General features: G+C 32.8%; 12 protein-coding genes. 6 read left to right on the top strand and 6 right to left on the bottom strand.

What is annotated here, in order from left to right; all coding sequences use genetic code 11:
* The first annotated feature begins 712 nt into the window (after positions 1 to 712).
* On the top strand, positions 713 to 1,585 hold the full coding sequence (locus BM319_RS17030; RefSeq protein WP_091023766.1) for a patatin-like phospholipase family protein: 873 nt from the start codon (positions 713 to 715) through the stop codon (positions 1,583 to 1,585).
* 172 nt (positions 1,586 to 1,757) lie between these two features.
* On the opposite strand, the gene BM319_RS24930 is transcribed toward BM319_RS17030, so the two are convergent.
* The gene (locus BM319_RS24930) at positions 1,758 to 2,051 is read right to left on the bottom strand and encodes a hypothetical protein (RefSeq protein ID WP_139116344.1); all 294 of its coding nucleotides are present in this window, start codon (positions 2,049 to 2,051) and stop codon (positions 1,758 to 1,760) included.
* A 136-nt stretch (positions 2,052 to 2,187) separates the two neighbouring features.
* Positions 2,188 to 3,489, bottom strand: coding sequence for an NCS2 family permease (locus BM319_RS17025; protein WP_069032869.1), 1,302 nt, complete (start codon positions 3,487 to 3,489; stop codon positions 2,188 to 2,190).
* Positions 3,490 to 3,676: 187 nt separating this feature from the next.
* Here BM319_RS17025 and BM319_RS17020 point away from each other — a divergent pair, with 187 nt between their 5' ends.
* Positions 3,677 to 4,543, top strand: coding sequence for an SDR family oxidoreductase (locus BM319_RS17020; protein ID WP_091023764.1), 867 nt, complete (start codon positions 3,677 to 3,679; stop codon positions 4,541 to 4,543).
* 47 nt (positions 4,544 to 4,590) lie between these two features.
* On the opposite strand, the gene BM319_RS17015 is transcribed toward BM319_RS17020, so the two are convergent.
* Positions 4,591 to 4,803: a DUF1540 domain-containing protein gene (locus tag BM319_RS17015; protein WP_056471273.1), complete on the bottom strand. Its 213-nt coding sequence runs from the start codon at positions 4,801 to 4,803 to the stop codon at positions 4,591 to 4,593.
* 172 nt (positions 4,804 to 4,975) lie between these two features.
* Between BM319_RS17015 and BM319_RS17010 the strand changes: the two genes are divergently transcribed.
* Positions 4,976 to 6,700, top strand: coding sequence for a phospho-sugar mutase (locus BM319_RS17010; protein WP_091023762.1), 1,725 nt, complete (start codon positions 4,976 to 4,978; stop codon positions 6,698 to 6,700).
* Positions 6,701 to 6,742: 42 nt separating this feature from the next.
* On the opposite strand, the gene BM319_RS17005 is transcribed toward BM319_RS17010, so the two are convergent.
* Positions 6,743 to 7,000: a YhdB family protein gene (locus tag BM319_RS17005; RefSeq protein ID WP_069032872.1), complete on the bottom strand. Its 258-nt coding sequence runs from the start codon at positions 6,998 to 7,000 to the stop codon at positions 6,743 to 6,745.
* 938 nt (positions 7,001 to 7,938) lie between these two features.
* Here BM319_RS17005 and BM319_RS17000 point away from each other — a divergent pair.
* From BM319_RS17000 to BM319_RS16990, 3 genes are all read left to right on the top strand, one after another.
* On the top strand, positions 7,939 to 9,360 hold the full coding sequence (locus tag BM319_RS17000; protein ID WP_091023760.1) for a SpoVR family protein: 1,422 nt from the start codon (positions 7,939 to 7,941) through the stop codon (positions 9,358 to 9,360).
* A 116-nt stretch (positions 9,361 to 9,476) separates the two neighbouring features.
* Entirely contained in the window at positions 9,477 to 9,800 is a 324-nt protein-coding gene (locus tag BM319_RS16995) for a hypothetical protein (RefSeq protein ID WP_091023758.1), read from the top strand.
* A gap of 395 nt (positions 9,801 to 10,195) precedes the next feature.
* A complete protein-coding gene (locus BM319_RS16990) occupies positions 10,196 to 11,548 on the top strand; it encodes an excalibur calcium-binding domain-containing protein (RefSeq protein ID WP_091023756.1) in 1,353 nt (450 codons plus the stop codon).
* A 194-nt stretch (positions 11,549 to 11,742) separates the two neighbouring features.
* Here the strand turns inward: BM319_RS16990 and BM319_RS16985 are convergent, their stop codons facing one another.
* Both BM319_RS16985 and BM319_RS16980 read right to left on the bottom strand, forming a co-directional pair.
* Positions 11,743 to 12,087, bottom strand: a complete 345-nt coding sequence (locus BM319_RS16985; RefSeq protein ID WP_091023754.1) for an SdpI family protein — start codon at positions 12,085 to 12,087, stop codon at positions 11,743 to 11,745.
* Positions 12,088 to 12,164: 77 nt separating this feature from the next.
* A complete protein-coding gene (locus tag BM319_RS16980) occupies positions 12,165 to 12,347 on the bottom strand; it encodes a hypothetical protein (RefSeq protein WP_069033017.1) in 183 nt (60 codons plus the stop codon).
* Positions 12,348 to 12,417 lie beyond the last annotated feature (70 nt).

Below are 12,417 nucleotides of genomic sequence, written 5' to 3'. Positions count from 1 at the left end.
TTTTTTTGTTTGAGAAGTGAGAATGTAGTGATTTATATAGCATTTTTTAATGAAACCAACCAATAATTTGAAAAATTGAATAAGAAGGGTGGAAACGAATTAATTTTATGAGATGAGCGGGGAATTTGAGTATTATAATTGCGATTCTCAGAATTTAATTGCGATTTCTGGAATTTAATTGCGATACCCGCAATTAAATTGCGGTACCCGAAATTTAATTGCGATTCCTGGAATTTAATTGCAATACCCGAACTTTAATTGTGATACCTGGAATTTAATTGCGATACCTGGAATTTAATTGCGATACCTGGAATTTAATTGCGATACCCGAAATTTAATTGCGATTCCTGGAATTTAATTGTGATACCCAGAATTTAATTGCGATACCTGGAATTTAATTGCGATACCCAGAATTTAATTGCGATTCCTGGAATTTAATTGCGATACCGGAAATTTAATTGCGATATCCGAAATTTAATTGCGATTCCTGGAATTTAATTGCGATACCCAGAATTTAATTGCGATATCCAGAATTTAATTGCGATATCCGAAATTTAATTGCAGCTTCGAGGAATTTCTCACCTTAAAAGTTAAATCAAAATTGCACACCTTGTCTCGTACTCAACTCTAATTTCTTCCCTTTCGACACCTCATATAATAAAATATTTAAATAGATTGTCCTAAACTAATTGAATAAAGGGGGGCTGTGAAAATGAATGGAATGGGGTTAGTTCTCGAAGGTGGAGGAATGAGGGGGATTTATACTGCCGGTGTTCTTGATTATTTTCTTGAACAAAATATAGAAATTCCTTATGTGATAGGTGTTTCTGCGGGTGCTTGTATGGGTACTTCTTATCTATCAAAACAACATGGTCGTAATAAACGAGTAAATACGGAATTTTTACAGCATCCAGATTATATTTCTTTTAAAAATTTAATTCGTAATAAGCAGCTTTTTGGTATGGACTTATTATTTGATATTATTCCTAATGAGTTAGATCCATTTGATTTTAATTCGTTTTATAATGCTGAGCAAAAATTTGTAGTTGGTACGACTGATTGTGTTACAGGAGAACCTGTCTATTTTGATAAAGATCAAATTGTAGAATCAACAGATATGTTAAATATAATTCGGGCATCAAGTTCTTTACCGTTAATGGCTCCAATCATTAAGTTTAATGATCATTTCTTGATGGATGGTGGCATTGCAGATCCGATTCCAATCGGTAAATCTGAAGCAGATGGCAACAGTAAAAATATAGTTGTTTTGACTAGAAATGCTGGTTATCGTAAAAAACCATCAAAAGGAACTTGGTATTTGCAAAGAAAGTATAAGGATTATTCAGGGCTTGTTCAAGCAGTACTAAATAGGTATGAAGTTTATAATAAGCAACTTGAATATATTGAGGAGCAAGAAAAAGCTGGAAATATATTAGTCATTCGTCCTATACAAAAGTTAAAGGTTAGCCGAATCGAACGGAAAAAAGAACGTTTATTAGAGCTTTATAAAGAAGGATATGAAGATGCTAAGCGGCTTCGTGAACAAATTTTAGGTTTTATATCGTATGAAAAAACGACCTGTTAATCAGGTCGTTTTAATATGTTGAAAATTAAACTATTTAGACTGATTGAAAACGCTTGTCTTTCAAAGTACGAAGCATATTATAAAAGCGAAACACTAAGAAATCGAGCGTTTGCATCAGTTTGATCAACCTGTTAAATTCAGGTTGTTTTTTTTGGGGGAGGGAGAAGATAGATTAATCCTTATTATTATTATTATTTTTGTTGTTATTATTGTTCATCATGTTTTTCATCATCATTTCAAACATTACCATATCGACACCTAAACACGGATTCATACAGCCACAGTTACTTTTTCTTCTAGTACAACAGCATCGGCATCTGCAGTGACAATCATGGTTATGGCAATCACAACGATCTCGATGGCAATCATCACAGTCGCAACGTCTTCTTCTGCAATCGTCACAATCACAGTCATTACGTCTACATCTACTTGAGTTCATGTTGACTTGATCTTGGTTGTTCCACATCGTAGAACACCTCCTTGAATAATCTACATAAACAAAATATGCATAGATGTCCCATCAAGGAAAGGCTAGTACCTAAAAAAAAAATAAAAAAGCACATTAATCTTTTTAAAGATCATGTGCCTTGAAATATTTAATATTAATGTGGGAAAAAAACCATTTGGATTAAGAATAAAATACCAAATATATAAATAACTGGTTTAACATTTTTTGCTTTCCCTTTAACGACTTTTAATAATGGATAGGTAATAAACCCAAGAGCAATACCTGTAGCAATACTTGATGTAAGTGGCATTGTGATAATAACTAGAAATGCAGGGAATGCTTCTTCAAAGTTATCCCACTCAATATGACGAACGCTACCCATCATTAAGCAACCTACTACGATTAATGACGGTGATGTAATTGCTGCTACATCAGAAATTGAATTAACAAGTGGGCTAAAGAATGCTGCAAAAACGAATAGTAATGCAACAACAAGTGCCGTTAAACCAGTTCTACCTCCAGCTGCAACACCAGCAGTAGACTCGATATAAGCAGTTGTAGGTGAAGTACCAAACATAGCTCCAATTGTTGTACCAAGTGAATCAGAAAGCATCGCACGACCAGTACGTTTTTCATCTTTCTTATTTAATAAACCAGCTTGTGAAGCTACACCCAAAAATGTACCTGTCGTATCAAAAATTGTAACTAATAAAAACGAAAAGACAACTGAATATAATCCATAATGAACGACATCTGAAAATGCAGTTATTGGATTAGCAACAATAATATGCTCAGGTAATTTAGGTAAAGAGAAAATACTTCCTTTAATGTGTAATTTTCCAGCAAAGCCCGCAATGATTGCTGTTGAAACCATTCCGAAGAATAAAGCTCCGTTTACATTTAAGGCAAATAAGATCACTGTAATGGCAATTCCGACTAGAGTAAGAACTACTCCAGGCGAATGAAGATCGCCTAATCCTACAAGATTATCTTTGTTAGCAACGATTATACCTGAAAGACGTAAACCTATAAAAGCGATAAATAATCCAATTCCAACACTAATTGCATGTTTTAATGTATTTGGAATTGCTTCTATTAAATGAGTTCTAAATTTAGTTAAAGATAGAATTACGAATAAAATACCTGTAACGAATACAGCTGAGAAAGCCAATTGATATGAAATACCATGTGCTTTTGAAACAACTGAATAAGCAAAATATGCATTCATTCCCATTCCGGGAGCAATTGCAATTGGATAGTTTCCGAACAATGCCATAAATAATGTTCCGACTAAAGTTGCAATGATTGTTGCAGTAAATGCTTGGTCAAATGGGACGCCAGCAGCAGATAAAATTATAGGATTAACAATTATTATATAAGCCATTGTTAAAAAAGTGGTAAAACCAGCTATTACTTCTGTTTTAACTGAAGTGTTAGCTTCTTTTAATTTAAACATAATAGTTCTCCTTGTTAAAAAATACGAATGATATACTCAACAGTTATTAATATTATTCGTTTTATTGTGAAAGTGCAATAGTTTTTGTGAATTTTACAGCTTTTAACAAATTCAACTATGTTTAGTATTCCTAAAAGTACGATTTGGGTATGCTAAATCTGAATTATTTTAAAGGAGGATGTAGTAAATGAATCAGAAACAGTTTCCGACTAAATTTGATCCGCAACATCAAAATAAGCAACCAGGTATCGAAAAGGAAATGACGCCAATACCTATATCAGATGATCCAAACTACACGCCAAGTGGTAAATTAAAGGAAAAAGTAGCCATTATTACTGGGGGAGATAGTGGAATTGGAAGAGCTGTTGCAATACTTTTTGCAAAAGAAGGGGCATCAGTTTTTATTCCGTATTTCGATGAGGATGTTGATGCACAAGATACAAAGAAATTTATAAATGATTTAGGTGGAAATTGTGAAATAATGAGATGTGACATTCGAACAGAGGAAGTTTGTAAACAAATCGTTCAAAATGCAATTCAAACCTTCGGGAAAATTAACATTTTAGTGAACAATGCTGCTGTTCAATATCCACAAAAGAATTTAGAAGACATTACTGAAGAGCAATTGAAAAGAACATTTGAAACGAATATTTTTTCAATGTTCTTTTTATCAAAAGCTTGCCTTCCACATATGAAGCAAGGAGACTCTATTATAAATACTGCGTCAATAACTGCTTATAAAGGACATGATCAATTATTGGATTACTCTGCGACGAAAGGAGCGATTGTTACATTTACTCGTTCACTTTCTACAAATCTTGCTCAAAAGGGAATTCGTGTTAATGGTGTAGCTCCTGGGCCAATTTGGACACCATTGATCCCAGCAAGTTTTGATGAACAAGAAGTAGCAAAGTTTGGTAGCACAACTCCTATGAAAAGAGCTGGACAACCAGTAGAGCTCGCACCGGCATATCTTTATTTAGCCAGCAATGAAGCTTCCTTTATTACAGGACAAATCATTCATGTTAATGGTGGAGTAATTGTGAACGGATAAACTAATAAAATGGTGCCATATACGAAAATGTAAATGGCACCATTTCATTAATATTTAGGTCGAAACGTATGACAGCAAGTTTCACCACTATGTACAGCAGAAGTAGTTATCTCACCGTCTAAGACTGCATTTTGAATCGTTAAATCAAAGTCATTTGAGTATTCGTATGCTTCGGTTTGAACAAGAATTGAGTCTGCTTGGCAAAAGTTTCCCTGCCCCCAAAAATTACAATTTGCAACACTACATCTAATTTCTGGCATGAACTCACCCTCCTTTAGTTTTTATTTTCTACATACTTTTCAATCTCATTCAGATTAAAATAGTGCATTTATAGAAATTTTAGTGAGAATATTGTAAACTTTTGTTATATAGAAGGAGTTCGTAAGACTTTTATCGAATCAAAACTCTGATTAAGTATAGGAGGAGAACAATATGAATTGGGAAACAACTTATGAGAAATGGATTCAATCACCGACATTAGATCAAGAACTAAAAGAACAATTAATTAATCTTGAGAATAATCACCTTATACTTAAGGAAAGCTTTTATCAAAATTTAGAATTTGGAACTGGTGGAATGCGCGGGGAAATCGGGCCTGGAACGAATCGTATGAACATTTATACTATCCGTAAAGCATCTGCTGGTTTTGCAAAATATATTGAAAGCTTTGGAGAAGAAGCAAAAAACCGTGGAGTTGCAATTGCTTTCGATTCTCGTCATAAAAGTCCTGAGTTTGCAATGGAAGCAGCAAAAACACTTGCGACCCATGGTATTAAGGCGTATGTCTTCAATGAATTACGTCCTACACCAGAATTATCATTTGCAGTACGTGAGTTAAACTGCTTCGGTGGAATTGTCATTACGGCTAGTCATAATCCACCTGAATATAACGGATTTAAAGTTTATGGTGATGACGGTGGACAATTACCTCCAGCTGCTGCTGATCAAGTAATTGAATATGTTAATTCATTTGAAAATGAGTTAGAAATTGAAGTATCTTCTGAAAAAGAATTAGTTGATAAAGGCTTAATACATAGATTAGATGCAGAAATGGACAAATTATATGTAGAGCAACTAAAGACTGTTGTTGTTAATAACGAATTAGTTCAAGAACATGGTAAGGATTTAAAAATTGTCTTTACTCCATTACATGGCACAGCATTACTACCTGCAACAATGTCATTAAAAGCAGTTGGCTTTGAAAATGTAACAATTGTTGAAGAACAAGCAAAAGCAGATCCAAATTTTACAACTGTAAAATCACCAAACCCTGAAGAACACGCAGCATTTGAATATGCAATTCGTTACGGTAAAGAGATTGATGCAGATGTATTAATTGCAACTGACCCTGATGCTGACCGTTTAGGAATCGCTACGAAAAATGAAAAAGGCGAATATGTAGTCCTAACTGGAAATCAAACAGGAGCATTAATGCTTCATTATTTATTAAGCCAACAAGATGTACCTTCAAATGCTCTATTACTTAAAACAATCGTTACATCTGAATTTGGTCAAGTAATCGCATCAAAATTAGGTGTTAAAACAATCGATACACTTACTGGATTTAAGTTTATTGGTGAAAAAATTAAAGAATATGAGCAAACGAACGAATACTCATTCTTATTCGGTTATGAAGAAAGCTATGGCTACTTAATTAAACCATTTGTTCGTGATAAAGACGCAATCCAAGCAACAGTACTTGCTGCAGAAATTGCTACTTATTACAAAACAAAAGGTATGACTTTATATGAAGGCCTAAATAGCCTATATGAGCAATATGGCTATTACCTAGAAGGACTAAAATCATTAACATTAAAAGGGATTGAAGGTACAGAAAAAATCCAATCGATTTTAACAAATTACCGTCAAAATCCTCCGGTTGATATAAATGGTCTAAAAGTTGTTACAGTTGAAGACTATAAACTTCAAGAGAAAACGACTTTAGATTCAGGACAAAAAGAGCAAATACTTCTACCTAAATCAAACGTATTAAAGTATCAACTTGAAGACGGTTCATGGGTATGCTTACGCCCATCTGGAACTGAACCAAAAATCAAGTTCTATTTTGGAATTGTTGGACAATCTCGTCAAGATAGCATCCAAAAATTGGATAGTTTACAACAAGCATTTATGGAAAAAATTGAAGTATTAGTCTAAAAAAAGAGCGACTATTTAGTCGCTCTTTTCATTTATTTTTAGTTAAAGCTCTAATGATGAGATAAAAGATTGTTCCTCTGCGCTTTCTTCTCTAGTGGCATGCTCAATATGCTGGAACATACCTTTTAGTTTTTCATCAATGATCGCTAAATCCCTCTCGTATTTAAAGGCATGTAGAAAATGTTCGATACGCTTTGAAAAAAGTTCGTCTTTCGTATTTACCATTAACACGAGAAGCTTATCCCATTGACAACAATAAGTGTAATACAATGCTAAATCATAATCGGATTGTACTTGCATTGTGAACCTCCTTTTTAGAGGGTACACATAGTTTATGGCGAAAAAAATTAATTAGCCATGAGAGAATTTAACAAAAGGTTACGGTAGAGGTTAGGTAAAAAAAGGATGGTTAAGTGCAAGAATGAAAGGGGAAACAGGAAGTAAAGTGTTATGATTTTTCGTATTTTAGCAATACTTTATTGGTTTTGATCAATTTAAGTTAAATGGAACTCAAAATAGATGAAATTTGCCCAAAATATATTGATTACTGTTATTTTTTGTATTTAGGTTGGAGTTTTAATTGCTATTCCTGGAGTTTATTGCGATTCGCGGAAATTAATTGCGATTCACGGAAATTAATTGCGATTTGCGGAAATTAATTGCGATTCACGGAAATTAATTGCGATTCACGGAAATTAATTGCGATTTGCGGAAATTAATTGCGATTCACGGAAATTAATTGCGATTCGCGAAATTAATTGCGATTCGCGGAAATTAATTGCGATTCGCGGAAATTAATTGCGATTCGAAGAAATTAATTGCGATTTCCGGAATTTAATGCGATTCGCGGAAATTAATTGCGGTTCCCGGAATATAATTGCTCCTATTGATTTAATCTGAATTCTCCCCTACAGATAAAATCTTTTCCAACACTTAAGTATACTTTTATTTGAAACAGGGATAATAAGATTAAAATAATAAGCAATCTGGAGAAACTATGTACTCCAAACTAATTAGATTTTCTTAATCAAAAAAAAATTCAAAAATGAAGTTATATCAATCACATTGCACAAATAAAATGAACTACCGTATGAATTTTTTTCATACGTTTTTTGTGTTTATGTTTTTTTGAAAAATTTCGAATTAGATAAATGAATATAGTTTGGATATGACTATTTTTACATTAATTCAATTTTTAGTTCATAGAATAATATAAGAAGAGACAGGAGGAGAGTGTGATGAAGGCGAGTGATTATAGAGCGTTGGAATATGCTATTGACGAAATTACAGAGATTGCGAGAGGATTTGGGCTAGACTTTTACCCAATGCGCTATGAAATCTGTCCTGCAGATATCATTTATACATTTGGCGCTTACGGTATGCCTACAAGATTCTCCCACTGGAGCTTTGGAAAACAGTTTTATAAAATGAAGCTTCATTACGATTTGGGACTAAGCAAAATTTATGAATTGGTAATCAACTCTGATCCATGTTATGCGTTTTTATTAGATACAAACTCTCTCGTTCAAAATAAATTAATCGTTGCACACGTTTTAGCACACTGTGACTTCTTTAAAAATAATATTCGTTTCTCAAATACGAAGAGAGATATGGTTGAAAGTATGGCAGCTACTGCTGAACGAATTAAACACTATGAACATATATACGGAAAACAAGAAGTAGAAAATTTCCTAGATGCAGTACTCTCAATTCAAGAGCATATTGATCCTTCATTGATGCGACCAAAACTAGCTTATGATTTAGAAAGTGATTTCCCAATGAAAGAGAAAAAAAGAGTTACACCATATGACGATTTATGGAATATGGATCAAAGTAAAGAAAAGAAAAATGATTCAAACTTGATCCCGATTAAACGTAAACAATTCCCACCACAACCCGAAAAAGATATCTTATTATTTATCGAAGAATATTCTAGAGAACTAGAAGAATGGCAACGTGACATCCTTACTATGTTACGAGAAGAAATGCTTTATTTCTGGCCACAGCTTGAAACGAAAATTATGAATGAAGGCTGGGCAAGTTATTGGCATATAAGAATTATGCGTGAATTAAATCTTGATTCAAATGAAGCAATTGAGTACGCAAAGCTTAATGCAGGAGTAGTTCAGCCGTCAAAAACAAGCATTAACCCGTATTATTTAGGATTAAGAATGTTTGAAGATATAGAAGAGCGATATAATAATCCAACGAAAGAAATGAAAGAATTAGGTGTTAAACCAGGCAGTGGTCGAGAAAAAATGTTTGAAGTACGTGAGCTAGAATCTGATAGTTCATTTATACGAAACTACTTAACGAAAGATCTTGTCATGCGTGAAGATATGTATCTATTCCAAAGACAAGGTAAGGAATATAAAGTTACTGATAAAGCATGGGAAAATGTACGAGATCAACTTGTAGTTAGTCGAGTAAATGGCGGTTTCCCATATATCGTTGTTCAAGAAGGAGATTATTTAAAAAATGGTGAGCTTTATTTGAAGCATTCCTATGAACATATGGAACTTGATGTGAAGTATGTTGAAAAGGTGATGCCTTATATTCATCAGTTGTGGGGTAGAGGGGTTCATTTAGAGACGAATATTGAGAATAAGTCTGTTTTGTTTAGTTATGATGGGAAGAATATTCATCGGAAGTATATCTAGACCACCTTTAATAGGTGGTTTTTTTGTATGTGTATTCCTCATCCCCTTTGTTCTAAAAAACAAAAAATCGCAAATTGAAATTCTGACCAGAATTTTGTTAATACTTATTCAACATAATGGCAGCGGAAGCAGAACGTAAAGCAAAAGAAAAAGCTCAAAAGTTTGCTAATGCAAAACCAATTGATTATCCTCACCTTAAGAAAAATCCAGATAGCTACAAAGGCGAATTTGTAAAATACACTGGTGAAATCATTCAAATTATGGAAGATGACAACTACTCAAATATCCGCATCGCTGTTACAAAAGATAGCTACGGCTATAATTATGATGATGTAATCTACGTTGAGTATCCTGGTGTAACTGATTATGTAGAAGGTGATGTTGTGTCAGTTTGGGATATTTCAATTCCAGGAATGTTAGCTGAAAAAGTAAGCAAGTAATAGTTCACATGAAAAGGCTCTCTTAGTTAATCACTAGGAGGGCCTTTACTATTTAAAATAGGCGTCTTTTTTCTAGGCAATAACATAAGGATTTCCTTGTTATCTCTTTTGGCAATTGAAAAAGGGAAGGGAGTAGAGGTTTTCCGTTGATTCTGATAGATAGCATGTATAGTTAAAAATTGAATTGTTAAGAGTTAGTAAAGTAAGGGAATAACAAAAAAAATCAAAGAATACATTTTATAGGTAAATTTACTAATATATTGTACTGAAAAGGTCGAAACGTTATAATTATTACGGAAAATTAATAAATTTAATCTGTTTTTAACTAAATTATTATTCTGCCACATTATGTTTTTTAAAATTATTTTACTATTTTACTATCTTTGGAGGACATCATGGAAAAATGGATTGGAAATAACCCGACTTCATCACAAAAATCATTGAAGTCAAAGTACGAAACAACATTGCTTAATGCTCAGCAAAATATATTGTCTGCTGATGAGGTAGTGTTGAAGAGTATAGCTGCGGAGTTTGACAAAAAAAGCGGTAAAGAAATTAATGGGATACTTGTATTAACAAATAGTCGTTTACTTTTTATCTCTAAATATGAACATACTTCAATTGTTTATTCAGATATAAATGACGTTAATGTACAAACTGATGGTAAAGATAAGGATGAGTGGCGATTAACACTTTTTGTAAAGCGATCAAATAGAAGCTTTGATGACATTAAGAAAAACAATGATGCTCAGGAATTTTTTGATATTCTAGAGGAAAAAATCCACAATCCTCAACAAGAATTTTTAACTACTGTAACACATAATTTCCAATGTTTTTTACATGCTGAGAAGTTAGCAGATCTTCAAAAAAATAATATTAAAACAACTCAAAACCTTATTAAACGTGATAATATGGGATTCTCCAAAAATGGTACTAGATTACTTCAAGAAAAACACCCTGAAAGTAAATTAATCTTAGAAGCTACTTATCATGAAAAGGAAAAGAAGGGTAATTTTATTGTCGTTGACAAACTTGTATGGCTATATGAATATGATAATTCAGGACGAAAAGCTAAAAAAATATTATCATGGCCATTAGCAAAGTTTAATAATTCGGTTGTAGATTATTTTGCGATGAAGACTGAAATTGTAACGGGTGAGGGTAAGCTGATTTTTACTAACTCAGGTAAAGATTTTGTTTCAACCCTATCAAGCGATGATATTAATTTTATTATTAAAAAACGTAAATGGTATCAAAAAATACTTGGATTCCGTAGTGGTAAAATATGGAAGAAATCAATTGCATCAGTCTTCTATGCTTTTTCATTACTAATTATTCTAACAATGATCTTTGGTGAAGATTCTAATACTACTCAAGTTAAAGAAGCCTCAAGTGAGAAGACATCAACATCAACTAAAGATATAGATAAAGAAAAACAAAAGCAAGAAGAGGCAGCTCGAATAGCAGAAGAAAAACGTAAAAAAGAAGAAGTAAGAATTGCAGAGGAAAAACGTCAGAAAGAAGAAGCAGCTCGAATAGCAGAAGAAAAACGTAAAAAAGAAGAAGCAGCCCGAATTGCAGAAGAAAAGCGTCAAAAAGAAGAGGAAGCTGCTCAAGCAGCAGCTGATGTCTATTATCCTAACTGTTCGGCTGTAGAAGCAGCTGGAGCAGCACCGATTCATAGAGGAGAACCAGGTTATAGTACTAAGTTAGATCGTGATCGAGACGGAATTGCTTGTGATCAATAATAAATAAAGTTTAAATACAGAAAACGTATTAGATAGATTATCTTTTACGTTTTCTTTTTTATTTTTTAGCTCTGTTATAGCAAATTGTTGATTTTTGAGCGAAAAAAAGACCACAAAAATTTGTGGTCTTTGCTTTTCCTTATGCAACTAACGCATGCTTTAGTTGAATAAGAACTTTTAAAATCTAAGTTATGTTACTGAAAGTTTTTCTTTAAATTTTTTTCGATAAAGAAAATAGGAATAAATAAAAAAATTATACTTAACCCCATATTAATAAACGTAACTACATCCACTGAAAAAGGTAAAAGATACAAAAGTAATATCACAATCGCAATATTACAGATGCCAAATCTAACGGAATAATAACCTAACAATTTTTGAGCATGATCCCAAGCTTTTTGTGATGCCATAGAACGAAAAGTGCGATAACCATAAAAATGATTGATTTTTTTGGGAGCCCTTACTTTATTTACAACTCCAATAATAACCATAAGAAAAGGAATTAATAAACTGATAAAATATGAAGATATATTATCCACTTTCTCACCCCTATTTAGTAAAATTATGAACCCCTACCGATATACAACTAAGGCACTGCGTTAATTGCATAAACTATTTAGTTATTAAAGTTATTATCCCTATTCTTTTTTCCGAGAGAATAAACTGAAGCAAAAAGAAATATCATAGCTAATCCAACTCCTATAATCATTGAATAATCTAAATAATCTTTAAGTGCCATACCCCCAGCAATAGATGCAACAAACAATAACAAAAAGAAAACTGTATAATTCTTTTTCATAATTTCCCATCACCTCTTTGGTATATTTTACCATAATTATGTGATTTTTTATTGAACTAACCTGCCATTT

It is taken from the genome of Bacillus sp. UNCCL81, from assembly GCF_900112535.1.
Classification (GTDB): domain Bacteria; phylum Bacillota; class Bacilli; order Bacillales; family Bacillaceae_G; genus Gottfriedia; species Gottfriedia luciferensis_B.
The sequence above is the reverse complement of the archived record's forward strand: the minus strand, read 5'-3'. Positions and strand labels throughout refer to the sequence as shown.

Excerpts from the sequence above, each read along its gene's own strand:
- BM319_RS17025 (WP_069032869.1), bottom strand. The coding sequence starts at position 3,489 with ATGTTTAAATTAAAAGAAGCTAACACTTCAGTTAAAACAGAAGTAATA.
- BM319_RS17000 (WP_091023760.1), top strand. The coding sequence starts at position 7,939 with ATGAAGGCGAGTGATTATAGAGCGTTGGAATATGCTATTGACGAAATT.
- BM319_RS16980 (WP_069033017.1), bottom strand. The coding sequence starts at position 12,347 with ATGAAAAAGAATTATACAGTTTTCTTTTTGTTATTGTTTGTTGCATCT.
- BM319_RS16995 (WP_091023758.1), top strand. The coding sequence starts at position 9,477 with ATGGCAGCGGAAGCAGAACGTAAAGCAAAAGAAAAAGCTCAAAAGTTT.
- BM319_RS17010 (WP_091023762.1), top strand. The coding sequence starts at position 4,976 with ATGAATTGGGAAACAACTTATGAGAAATGGATTCAATCACCGACATTA.
- BM319_RS17005 (WP_069032872.1), bottom strand. The coding sequence starts at position 7,000 with ATGCAAGTACAATCCGATTATGATTTAGCATTGTATTACACTTATTGT.
- BM319_RS17015 (WP_056471273.1), bottom strand. The coding sequence starts at position 4,803 with ATGCCAGAAATTAGATGTAGTGTTGCAAATTGTAATTTTTGGGGGCAG.
- BM319_RS16990 (WP_091023756.1), top strand. The coding sequence starts at position 10,196 with ATGGAAAAATGGATTGGAAATAACCCGACTTCATCACAAAAATCATTG.
- BM319_RS24930 (WP_139116344.1), bottom strand. The coding sequence starts at position 2,051 with ATGTGGAACAACCAAGATCAAGTCAACATGAACTCAAGTAGATGTAGA.
- BM319_RS17020 (WP_091023764.1), top strand. The coding sequence starts at position 3,677 with ATGAATCAGAAACAGTTTCCGACTAAATTTGATCCGCAACATCAAAAT.
- BM319_RS17030 (WP_091023766.1), top strand. The coding sequence starts at position 713 with ATGAATGGAATGGGGTTAGTTCTCGAAGGTGGAGGAATGAGGGGGATT.